Here is an 11,901-nt window from a genome sequence, read left to right on the forward strand (position 1 = left end):
CTGACGGCCGATTCCGGCTCCTGGCGTGCCGGCGCCAGGAGCCGGTCCTTGTCTCAGCGAGCCGCCTGCGTCAGCAGGTCCACCGCCTTCCGTACGTTGCCGGCCGCCAGTTCGTGGTCGGCCGTCGCCTGCAGATCGGGCCGCCTGCCGGTGGCCTGGGCGATGTCCCTGGCCACCGAGACGACGGCGTCGTCCTGGGCGTACGCGTCCGTGGCCGAACGCTCGAGCAGCGCGGCCGCCGTGCCGAGTGCCCCCAGCACGACGCGGGTGTTCCGCACCGAGCCGTCGGCGTTCCAGTTGTTGGCCGGCAGCGTCACCAGCAGCGCCGCCGAAGCCGCCCTGGAGGCCCCGTCACCGCCGGCGAGCCGGTCGTGGGCGGCCTTGAGGCGGTCGCGGGCCCGGTCGGTGCGCAGTCCCCAGCCGTACGGGTAGAGCGGGTCGTAGCTCGCGTCGCCCACGTTGATCGGCACCTGCTCCGCCGTACGGAACCAGGTGAACGGCAGCCGCCCGGTGTACGGCACGGCCCCGAACAGCGGGTCGGCCACGCCGGCGCCCTCGGTGCCAGGCAGCCACGACGCCACCAGCGCCTTGACCTTCGACAGGTCGCCCATCAGCAGCGGGCGGCCGGAGACGACCAGGACGGCGCACTTCATCGCCGCGCACACCCGGTCGATCGCCGCCCGGTCCGCGGCCGACAGGTCGAGCGTGTGCCCGTTGACGCCCACGTCGCCCATGCCCTCGGCGTACGGCTTCTCGCCCACCACCACGACACCCACGTCGTGCCCGGTCAGCGGCGCGGAGGCGTCGGCCGAGTAGGTGACGGAGGCCGCCCGGCCGCGGATCGCCGACAGGATCGTGGTGCCCTGGGTGATGGGCCCGGACGAGCCCTGCCAGGTGATCGTCCAGCCGCCGGTCTGGTTGCCGATGTCGTCGGCGTTGGACCCGGCGACGTACACCTTGGCGTCGCGGCGCAGCGGCAGCAGCCGGTCCTCGTTCTTCAGCAGCACCTGGGACTTCGCGGCGGCCGTGCGGGCCACCGCGCGGTGCGCGGCCGAGCCGACGTCGCCGATGCCGGAACGGTCGGCGTACGGGTGCTCGAACAGGCCGAGCCGGAACTTCTGCGTCAGGATCCTGGCGACCGCGTCGTCGATCCGCGCCATGGGCACCCGTCCGGCCGCGATCTCGTCCTTGAGCGTGCTCGTGAACAGCGGGTACGCGTACGGCACCATGATCATGTCGAGCCCGGCGTTGATCGAGGTACGCACGTCGCTCGGGTAGTCGCCGGGGATCTGGTCGATCGCCTGCCAGTCGCTGATCACGAAGCCCTTGAAGCCGAGCCGGCCCTTGAGCACGTCGGTGATCAGCTCCTTGTGCGCGTGCATCTTGAGCGGCCCCTGGCCGAAGTCGACGCTGGAGAACGACGGCATGACACTGCCCACACCGCGCCTGACCGCCTCGGCGAAGGGCGCGAGGTGGACGGCCGCCAGCTGTTCCCTGGTGAGCTGGGTGACGCCCTGGTCGATCTTGTAGTTGCCGGTCGAGGAGCCGTACGTGGTGCCGCCGTCGCCGACGTAGTGCTTGGCCGTGGCCAGCACCCCGTTGTCCTGCAGCCCGTCGATGATCGTGGTCATCCGCGACACCAGCGCCGGGTCCTCGCCGAACGACTCGTACGCGCGTCCCCACCGGTCGTCACGCGACACGCACAGGCACGGCGCGAAGTCCCACGGGACGCCCGTGGCCTTGACCTCCTTCGCTGTGACCTTGCCCGCCTGCTCGACCAGGTCGGCGTCACGGGTGGCGCCGAGACCGGCGTTGTGCGGGAAGATCGTCGCGCCGAGCACGTTGTTGTGCCCGTGGACCGCGTCGACGCCGTAGATCAGCGGGATCTGCAGCCGCGTCTGCTGGGCGCGCAGCTGGAAGCCGTCGATCATGTCGGCCCACGCCTTCGGCGTGTTCGACGATGGGGTGGAGCCGCCGCCCGACAGCAGCGAGCCGAGCAGGTAGGTGGCGATGTCGTTCGGCGAGCCGAGCGCGAGGCGTTCGGCCTGCGTCATCTGGCCGACCTTCTCCTCGGTGCTCATCCGGGCGAGCAGGTCGGCGACCCGCTGCTTGATGGGCTTACGGGCGTCGAGGTACGGCAGGCCGTGCGCGTTGATCACGATGGCCGGGGCCTCGGCCGGAGGCCTGGTGCCCGTGCCGGACAGCACGATCGGGATGGTCTCGGCCACTTCGGCCGTGTTGTCGGCCAGCGTCTTGACGGTGAACGCCTTGGCCGAGCCGGAAAGGGTGCCTGCGGGGAAGGTCAGCGTGCCCTCGACCGGCGTGTAGTCCTGGCCGGGTGTGGCCGTGCCGGTGCCGGTACGGTAGCCGACGGCCAGGTCGGCGGGGAGCGGGCCGCCGGTGGTCGTGGTGACCGAGACGCGTACCTCGGCCGTGCCCTTCTCGTTCACCGGATAGACCGGCTTGTCCGTGGCCAGCCGTACCGGCCGGGGCGGGGCCGTGCCGTACACCTGCACGTCGTCCCAGAACAGCGTGCCCGAGGCGGCCGGGAGCCGCATCGAGTAGCCCCACATGGCGACCAGGTCGAGCTCGCCGTCGGTGGGGGCGCCGCCCGGCTGGTAGTCGGCGCGGCGGGTGAAGCCGGAGAACGGCACCTGTACCTGCCGCCACCCGGCCGTGTCATCGGTGAAGGACGACTCGAACAGCTCGGAGCTCCCCGCTCCGCCGCCGCCGTCCTTGATCTCGAAGAACACCTTCTGCCCGGATCCGGTGCCCTTGACCCAGAAGGAGAAGCCTTCGTAGGCGGACCAGTCCTGGGTTGCCGCCTGGTCGTGGGTCCAGCCGCCCCACTGGCTCACGTTGTAGACCGCCTTGAGCACCCGGTTGGTCGCGGGAGCGCCGGGCCGGGTCGTGTCGGGCTCGACGGCCAGGATCGGGGTCGAGGCGCCGTCGTTGCCCCAGGCGGAGACGCCGGCGGGCAGGGTCGCGGCCTCGAAGTCGGTGACGGTCAGCGGATCGGCGGCCGCCTGGGCCGCAGGCGCGGTGACCAGAGCGGCTACCAGGGCCAGTGCCGCCCATAGCGGGGTTCTTAATCGGAACACGGTTCCTCCCAAGAGCAGAGAGAGCGCTCTCTCCTAGAGGGGATCGTGTCACGGGAGCGTTTTATGACAACCCCCGCCCGGCCCTTTCGCGGGCCGGGCGGTCGCACGCTAGAACAGCGGCGTTTCCTCCTCCGGCTGAGCCGGAGCGCCGGAGTCGATGGAGTCGTCCTGGTCGGAGGGGTCGGCTGGGTCGGCGGCCAGGGCGCCGCCGACGGCGCCGATGGTGTTGGTGAGGCGGACGCCCGACCCGTCGCGGCGCCCGATCTCGTCCGGCAGCGGCACCGGCTTGCCCACCGAGGACACCGCCTTGGCCGGCGCGGGCCCCGCCCAGGCCAGCAGCAGCACGTCTTCGCCCTTGAGGAAGCGCTGGGCCCGGACTCCGCCGGTGGCCCGCCCCTTGGCGGGGTATTCCGCGTAGTCCGACACCTTGCCGCCTCCGACCTGGGTCCCCGGCAGGGCGGTGGACGAGCCCGCCACCGTCACCACCTGGGACGGACGGGACGGATCGACCACGCCGAACCAGACCACCCGGGCCACGTCGTCGAGCCGGATGCCCGCCATGCCGCCCGCCGGACGTCCCTGCGGGCGTACCTGCGAGGCGGGGAAGCGCAGCAACTGCGCGTCGGAGGAGATGAAGACCAGGTCGTGCTCCTCGGATTCGAGCTCCACGGCGCCCACCACGCTGTCGCCCTCCTTGAGGGTGATCACCTCGAAGTCGTCGCGGTTGGCCGGGTAGTCGGGCACCACCCGCTTGATCACGCCCTGCAGGGTGCCCACGGCCAGGCCGGGGCCGTCGGGGTCGAGCGAGCCGAGCCCGACGACCGTCTCGTCCGTTTCGAGAGAGACGAACTCGGACACGGGATGGCCGCCCGACAACGACGGCGGGTTCGCGGAGGGTGGCAACGTCGGCAGATCGACCACCGGGACACGGATCAACCGGCCCGCCGACGTCACCACGCCGACCTCGCCCCTGACGGTGGTGCGGACCACGGAGACCAGCACGTCGTGCGCGGCGCGCTCGTCGCCGCCCGACAGCGGTGAGGCGTCGGAGGTGCGGGCCAGCAGCCCGGTGGAGGAGAGCATCGCCAGGCACGGGTCGTCGGCCACCTGCAGGTCCACCACCGCCGCCGCCGTGCGGGTCGCGCCCGACGCCTCCAGCAGGACGGTCCGGCGCGGCGTGCCGTACTTCTTGGCCACGTCGGCCAGCTCGCCCGAGACCACCTGGCGCAGACGGGCCTCCGACGACAGGATCCCGGTCAGCTCGGCGATCTCCTCGCTCAGCGTCTGCTTCTCGCGGTCGAGCTCCAGCTTGTCGAAGCGGGTCAGGCGGCGCAGCGGCGTGTCGAGGATGTACGCGGCCTGGATGTCGCTCAGGTCGAAGACCTCCATCAACCGGGCGCGCGCCTGCGCCGAGTCGTCGGAGGTGCGGATGACCTGGATGACCTCGTCGATGTTGAGCAGCGCGATGATGAGGCCGTCGACCAGGTGCAGGCGCTCCTCGCGCTTGCGGCGGCGGAACTCCGAGCGGCGGCGCACGACCTCGAGCCGGTGGTTGACGTAGACGCTCAGCAGCTCACGCAGGCCCAGCGTGCGCGGCTCACCGTCGACGAGCGCCACGTTGTTGATGCCGAAGGTCTCCTCCATCGGCGTCAGCCGGTAGAGCTCCTCGAGCACGGCCTCGGGGATGAAGCCGTTCTTGATCTCGATGACCAGGTGCAGGCCCTTGTGCCGGTCGGTGAGGTCCTTGAGGTCGGCGATGCCCTGCAGCTTCTTGCTGGTGACCAGCTCTTTGATCTTGGCGACGACCCGCTCGGGGCCGACGTTGTAGGGCAGCTCGGTGACGACGAGGCCCTTGCGGCGCGGGGTGATCTGGTCGACCCTGACCTTGGCGCGCATGCGGAACGTGCCGCGGCCGCTCTCATAGGCGTCGCGGATGCCCTGCAGGCCGATGATCGAGCCGCCCGTGGGCAGGTCCGGGCCGGGCACGAAGCGCATGAGCTCGTCGAGCGTCGCGTCGGGCTTCTTGATCAGGTGACGCGCGGCGGCCACGACCTCGGTGAGGTTGTGCGGGGCCATGTTGGTGGCCATGCCGACCGCGATGCCGGTCGTGCCGTTGACCAGCAGGTTGGGGAAGGCCGACGGCATGACCGTGGGCTCGGTCTCCTGCCCGTCGTAGTTGGGCTTGAAGTCGACCGTGTCCTCGTCGAGCGACTCGGCCATCAGCATGGCCGCCGGGGCCAGTCTGGCCTCGGTGTAACGCATGGCGGCCGGCGAGTCGTCGGGGGAGCCGAAGTTGCCGTGGCCGTCGATCAGGGGCAGGCGCATCGAGAACGGCTGCGCCAGCCGGACGAGGGCGTCGTAGATCGCGCTGTCGCCGTGCGGGTGGAGCTTGCCCATCACGTCGCCGACGACCCGGGAGGACTTGACGTGGCCGCGTTCGGGACGCAGGCCCATCTCGCTCATCGAGTAGAGGATGCGCCGCTGCACGGGCTTGAGACCGTCGCGCGCGTCGGGCAGCGCACGCTGATAGATCACCGAGTAGGCGTACTCGAGATAGCTTGCGCGCATTTCCGAGGAGACGTCGATGTCGACGATCCGCTCCTCGAAGTCCTCGGGTGGGGGTGCAGTCGTACGTCGGGCCATGTCGAACATTGTGCCGAAGAAAGTTGAGTGCCCGCGACGCATCGGCCGCGCGGGTCGGAACGAGTATGCTTGACCAAGCAATTGCTTGGGCGTTACGTTCGGAAATAAGCGGCACACTCGCTTCCGGAGGCGTCATGATCGAATTCCATCCCGTGACCAAGCACATCGGCGCCGAAGTGACAGGTGTAGACCTGCGCAAGCCGCTGTCCCAGGAACAGGTCGAGACCCTGCGGGCCGGCTGGCTCAAGTACCTCGTGCTGTTCTTCCGGGACGCGGAACTCGACGACGAGCAGCACCTGCAGTTCGCCCTGAACTTCGGCACACTCAATCATCCGGCCTTCAAGAAGGACAGCGACAGCCCGATCCACGTGCTCGACCAGACCTCTCCCAAGGGAGAGGGCGGCGACGAGTGGCACAGCGACAACACCTTCGAGCCCACGCCGCCGATGGGGTCGCTGCTGCGCTGCGTCCAGTTGCCGAGCGTGGGCGGTGACACGTGCTGGGCCAACACCTACCTGGCCTACGAGACGCTCTCACCGTCGATCCAGCGGCTCTGCGACGAGCTCACGGCGACGCACGACATCACGATGTCGATGAAGAAGGCCATCTCCAAGGGGCATCCGTTCGACCTGGCGGAGGTCCAGGCGAAGTGGCCGCCGCTCGAACGTCCCGTCGTGCGCGTACACCCCGAGACCGGACGCAAGGCGCTGTTCGTGAACCGCGCGTCGACGACCCGGCTGGTCGGGCTGACCGACCGGGAGAACGAGGCGTTGCTGCCCCTGCTGATCGACCACATCCGATCGCCCGAGTATCAGCTCCGGCTCCGCTGGCGGCCGGGCACGCTGGCGTTCTGGGACAACCGCCCCACACAGCACTACGCGGTCGCCGACTACACCGAGCGCCGCCGCATGCACCGCGTCACGATCAACGCCTTCCCGGAACACCAATAGCTTCATTTCCGTTACGGCACAGCCGCACCCACCGCCCCCCGCCGCCCATGGCTGAGGACCTCCAGGAAAACGGCCGCTGAACCCGCACGGGGCCGGCCGCCGTTACGTGCGCATTCTCGGCCGGTGGCGGCCAGTGGTCCGGCCGGTGGCCACGAGGGTCGACTGCCCCGTGCGGTGGGTGGCTTGGTGCCGCTGGCGCCAATAGTCGGTGGGAGGTGGTAACAAGGACCACATGATTGACGCCCCCGATTCGGCGATGTTGCGTGAAGAGGCTGAGACCCGACTGCGAGCGCTGGCCGGTGACCACGCTCGGCTCCGTGACGACCAGTGGGCCGCCATCGAGGCGCTGGTCGTGGATCGGAGCCGGGTGCTCGTCGTCCAGCGCACCGGGTGGGGCAAGTCGGCCGTCTACTTCGTGGCCACCGCCCTGCTGCGCGGGCTCGACGAGGGGCCCACGGTCATCGTCTCGCCGCTGCTCGCCCTGATGCGCAACCAGATCGCCGCCGCCGAGCGGGCCGGGATCCGTGCCGTCACCATCAACTCGGCCAATCCCGAGGCGTGGGAGGAGATCTACGCGCAGGTGGCCGAGGGGCAGATCGACGTGCTGCTGGTCAGCCCCGAGCGGCTCAACAACCCCGACTTCCGCGACAACGTGCTGCCCGAGCTCGCCGAGAGCGCGGGCCTGGTCGTGGTCGACGAGGCGCACTGCATCTCCGACTGGGGGCACGACTTCCGGCCCGACTACCGCAGGCTCGCCACGCTGTTCAACGAGCTGCCTCCGGGCATTCCGGTGCTCGCCACCACCGCCACCGCCAACGCGCGGGTGACGCGTGACGTGGCCGAGCAGATGGGCGAGGGCACGCTGGTCCTGCGCGGGCCGCTGGAGCGGGAGAGCCTGCACCTGAGCGTCGTGCGGCTGCCGACGGCCGAGCAGCGGCTGGCGTGGCTGTCCCAGGCGCTGCGGGAGCTGTCCGGGTCCGGGATCATCTACACGCTGACCGTGGCCGCCGCCCACGAGATCGCCGGATATCTGCGCGACCAGGGCTATGAGGTGGCCGCCTACTCCGGGCAGACCGATCCCGCCGAGCGGCTGGCCGCCGAGGAGGCGCTGCTCAACAACAAGATCAAGGCGCTGGTGGCGACGAGCGCGCTCGGGATGGGGTTCGACAAGCCCGATCTCGGGTTCGTCGTCCATGTGGGGGCGCCGCAGTCGCCCGTCGCCTACTACCAGCAGGTCGGCCGGGCGGGGCGCGGGGTCGAGCGGGCCGAGGTGATCCTGCTGCCCGGCACCGAAGACCGTGATATCTGGGCTTATTTCACCTCGTTGGCGTTCCCGCCCGAGCCGGTGGTACGGGCCACGCTCCAGGCACTCGAAGAGCGCGGCGTGCTCTCCACCCCGGCGCTCGAGACGGCCGTCGACCTCAGCCGGGGGCGGCTGGAGATGATGCTCAAGGTCCTCGACGTCGACGGCGCCGTACGCAGGGTCAAAGGCGGCTGGGAGGCGACCGGCCGGCCGTGGGACTACGACGCCGAGCGCTACGCCCGCATCGCCGGCGAGCGCAAGGCCGAGCAGGAGGCCATGCTGGGCTACCTGACCACGACCGAATGCCGCGAACGCTACCTGCGCGGCCACCTCGACGACGACACGGCGGGCCCCTGCGGCAGGTGCGACAACTGCACCGGCGACCACCGCTCGCCGGAGATCGCCGAACAGGCCGTGGCGGGTGCCCGCGAGCGGCTGACCAGGCCCGGCGTCGAGGTCGACGCCCGCAGGCAGTGGCCGACCGGCCTGTCCGACCTGTCCGGCCGGATCAAGCCGGAGCTCGGCGCCGAGCCGGGCCGGGTGCTCGGGCGGCTCACCGACATCGGCTGGGGCAACCGGCTGCGCGAGCTGTTCAACGCCTCCGACGGGCCGATGGCCGACGACATGTTCAAGGCCGTGATCCAGGTGCTGTCCGCCTGGGACTGGCGGGAGCGGCCCATCGCCGTGGTCAACGTTCCGTCCGTGTCGCGGCCGCTGCTCGTGCGCGGCTTCGCCGAGCGGCTCGCGCAGGTCGGACGGCTGACCTACCTGGGCGAGCTCGGCTACCGCGACGGCTCGCCGGGCAAGCAGTTCAACAGCGCCAAGCGGGTCCAGGCGGTCAGGGCGACGCTGGCCATGCCGAAGGACGTCGGCTCGGCCATCGCGGCGTGCGGGGGTCCGGTCCTGCTGATCGACGACCGCATCGACACCGGCTGGACGATGACGCTCGCCGCCGCCCTCGTACGGCACGCGGGCGCCCCCGCCGTGCTGCCGCTGGCCCTGGCGACGGTCAGCTGACCCCCATCGTCAGCAGGTCATAGCCGGCGTAGACCGGATTGACGTACACGTTGGTCGCCTTCTTGCCGCGTACGAGCAGCGTGCGCTCCCAGGAGAGCGGCACCAGCAGGGCCTCGTCGGCGATCTTCTGCTCGACCTCGCTCCAGCGCTGGGCGCGCGTGGTGGCGTCGAGCTCCTGCCTGGCCGTGTCGATGAGGGTGTCGAGCGCGGGCAGGCGGACGTTCACGTTGATCGAGTGGCCCTTCTCCAGGATCTCCCTGCTGTCCGCGAGCGGGGCGACGAACGACTCCACGTCCGGCCAGTCGGGCACCCACGCCCTGGCGATCAGGCCGACGTTCGCCTTCTTGAGGTATTCGGGACTGCCGCCGTACTTCGCGTGGAAGTCCACGATGGGGAAGCCCCGTATCTGGAGCTTGATGCCGACTTTGGCCAGTGACGCCTGCACGGCCTGCGCGGCGGCGGACTCGCCGAAGGTGTCACGGTAGATGTAGGTGGTGGTGAACCCGCCGGGCTTGCCGCAGGCGGTGAGTGATTCCTTGGCCGCGTCCGCGTCTCCGGACGGCGTGAGGCCTGGCAGGAGCGCGTGCGTGCCGGGGATCAACGGCGGCACGAGCGAGTTGGGTATCTGGCCGCCCTGGTTCAGCCCCCCGACCAAGGCCCGGTCGATCATCGTCAGGTCCAGGGCACGGATCACGGCGCGGCGGCAGTCGACCTGGTCGAACGGCGGGACCTGCGGGTTGATCGCCAGATAGCGGATCCGGGTGCCGATCGGGGCGTCGGTGCGGTTCTTGATCGCCGGGTTGCTGTAGATGTTGGCCGAGTCCAGGTCCGGGATCGGTGAGCCGACCTCCGAGTCGCCGTTCAGCAGCTTGGTGCGCGCTTCGGCCGCGGGCAGCTCGTACTGGAGCTCGTACCGGTCCGGGAGGGCCTTGCGGTTCGGGTCGGTCGCGGGATCCCAGTTCGGGTTGCGGACCAGGACGATCTTGGTGTCGGTCGCGCTGTCGAACTTGTACGGTCCCGACGAGATCACCGCGTACCGGTACTTGTCGCGGGTGTCCTTGGCCTGCGGCACGGGGACGGTCTCGGGCAACTGGACGATGGTGTCGAAGGCGCCGTACGGCTTCTTGAGGTGGAACACGATCGTGCGGTCGTCCGGCGTCCCGATGGCCGAGTCCGTGTTCGCGGTGGGCGACTTGTACGGTCCCTCGTAGCCGGCGGGCAGGTCGAGCATGGTGTCGAAATAGGTGGGACCGTTGCCGAAGGCGTCGTCCATGCTCCGCAGCACCGCGTACTTCACGTCCGCCGAGGTGACGGGCGTGCCGTCCTGGAACTTCACGCCGTTACGCAGCCGGTAGGTCCACGTCTTGCCGCCGTCGCTCGCCTGGCCCAGGGACTCGGCCAGGTCGGGTACGAGCTCGGTGCCCGCCTTGCCGGGGACCGGCTTGAACATCGTCAGCGACCGGCCGTAGAGGCGGATGGCGTTCATCACGTCGGGATAGTAGGTGTTACCCGGATCGGTGGAGTCCAGGCTGTAGGCCGAGGCCAGGCGGAGGGTGCCGCCGGTCTTGGTGGACCGGTTCACGACCGCCGTGGTCGCCGCGTCGAAGCCGCCGGCCCCGGTGGACGCCGTGGTGGCCGGGTCCGTCGGCCCCGCTCCCAGTTCCGTCAGGGGGAGGACGCGGGTGAACATCCACACCCCGAGGCCCACCATGAGCGCCGTGGCCACCGCCGCCACCGACACCAGCACACCGCGCCGCCGGGCGCCGGGCGCGGTCACGGGCGTGACGCCGCCGGGGTCCGTCCCCGAGGGCCGCCGGTACGGCGAAGGCGCCTGCGGCCCGGCCTCCCAGCGGGGCCCAGCCGGTGGCGCGGCCTGCGGGTAGGCCGCGCCGGGTGACGGGGCCTGTTGGTACTGAGGGTGCGCCGCACCATGTGCCGGGGTCTGTGGGTACGCCGCACCAGGTGCCGGAGTCTGTGCGGACGCCGCGCCGGGTGGCGCGGTCCGCGGGTGCGCCGCGACCGGTGGTGGCGGTGGTGGGGCGCTCGTCCGGATGAGCTCGCCCAGCACCTGCTCCGCCGTGGGCCGCCGCCGGGGATCCTTGCCCAGCGCGGTCCAGAGCAGCGCCCCGAGCGGCTCCGGCACCCCCGACAGGTCCGGATCCATGCTCAGGATCCGGTGCATCACCACAGGAAGCGCCCCGAACCCGAACGCGCTGTGCCCCGTGGCCGCGTACACCATCGTCCCCGCCCACGCGAACACGTCGCTGGCCGGAGACGGCTCGCCGTGGAACTGCTCCGGCGCCATGTACGCGGGCGTGCCCACCACGCTGGTCGTCAGGCTCTGGCTCACGTCGAGCGCCCGCGCGATGCCGAAGTCGATCACCCGGGGCCCGTCGGGAGCCAGCAGCACGTTGCTCGGCTTGAAGTCGCGGTGCATCACCCCGGCCCGGTGGATCGCGGCCAGCGCGGTGGCGGTCGCGATGGCCAGCCGTACCAGCGCCTGGTCCCGCAGCGGGCCCTCCCCGGACACCTGGCGCTGAAGCGACGGGCCGTCCACGTACTCGCCGACGATGTACGGCTGGTCATTGACGGCGCCCACTTCGAGCACCCGCGCCGTGCAGAACTCGGCCACCCGCCGGGCGGCCTCAGCCTCGCGGCGGAAGCGTCGTACGGCCTGCTCGTCGTCGGCGAACCTGGCGTGCAGCAGCTTGATCGCCACCCGCTCGCCGGTCGGTGAGGTGCCCAGATAGACGCTGCCCTGGCCACCCTCGCCGAGGAACCCGATGACCTGGTAGGAACCAACCGACACCGGGTCGCCTGGCCGTAACGGACGCACGCCCAGCATCCGGCTCCTTATCGTCCTTTTCGTGAATCGTCCTTTTTCGGG

The 11,901-nt window shown here is 70.7% G+C and carries 5 protein-coding genes; 2 read left to right on the forward strand and 3 right to left on the reverse strand.

Annotated elements, in window-relative coordinates:
• Window positions 1-53: 53 nt before the first annotated feature.
• Together AB0F17_RS16760 and AB0F17_RS16765 are read right to left on the reverse strand one after the other, a co-directional pair.
• Entirely contained in the window at window positions 54-3,101 is a 3,048-nt protein-coding gene (locus AB0F17_RS16760) for a glycoside hydrolase family 3 N-terminal domain-containing protein (RefSeq protein WP_358023010.1), read from the reverse strand.
• 108 nt (window positions 3,102-3,209) lie between these two features.
• Entirely contained in the window at window positions 3,210-5,753 is a 2,544-nt protein-coding gene (locus AB0F17_RS16765) for a DNA topoisomerase IV subunit A (RefSeq protein ID WP_358023013.1), read from the reverse strand.
• Between the two features lie 125 nt (window positions 5,754-5,878).
• On the opposite strand from AB0F17_RS16765, the gene AB0F17_RS16770 reads away from it, so the two are divergent.
• Window positions 5,879-6,694, forward strand: coding sequence for a TauD/TfdA family dioxygenase (locus tag AB0F17_RS16770; protein WP_358023016.1), 816 nt, complete (start codon window positions 5,879-5,881; stop codon window positions 6,692-6,694).
• A 232-nt stretch (window positions 6,695-6,926) separates the two neighbouring features.
• A complete protein-coding gene (locus AB0F17_RS16775; RefSeq protein ID WP_358023019.1) occupies window positions 6,927-9,014 on the forward strand; it encodes a RecQ family ATP-dependent DNA helicase in 2,088 nt (695 codons plus the stop codon).
• On the opposite strand, the gene AB0F17_RS16780 is transcribed toward AB0F17_RS16775, so the two are convergent.
• Window positions 9,007-11,859, reverse strand: a complete 2,853-nt coding sequence (locus tag AB0F17_RS16780; protein WP_358023022.1) for an ABC transporter substrate-binding protein — start codon at window positions 11,857-11,859, stop codon at window positions 9,007-9,009. The genes AB0F17_RS16775 and AB0F17_RS16780 overlap by 8 nt on opposite strands.
• Window positions 11,860-11,901: the final 42 nt, after the last annotated feature.

The sequence above is a fragment of the Nonomuraea sp. NPDC026600 genome (assembly GCF_040638335.1).
GTDB lineage: Bacteria > Actinomycetota > Actinomycetes > Streptosporangiales > Streptosporangiaceae > Nonomuraea.

Bases quoted from the DNA above. Each gene is read 5' to 3' on its own strand.
- AB0F17_RS16765 (WP_358023013.1), bottom strand. From the start codon at position 5,753: ATGTTCGACATGGCCCGACGTACGACTGCACCCCCACCCGAGGACTTC.
- AB0F17_RS16775 (WP_358023019.1), top strand. From the start codon at position 6,927: ATGATTGACGCCCCCGATTCGGCGATGTTGCGTGAAGAGGCTGAGACC.
- AB0F17_RS16780 (WP_358023022.1), bottom strand. From the start codon at position 11,859: ATGCTGGGCGTGCGTCCGTTACGGCCAGGCGACCCGGTGTCGGTTGGT.
- AB0F17_RS16770 (WP_358023016.1), top strand. From the start codon at position 5,879: ATGATCGAATTCCATCCCGTGACCAAGCACATCGGCGCCGAAGTGACA.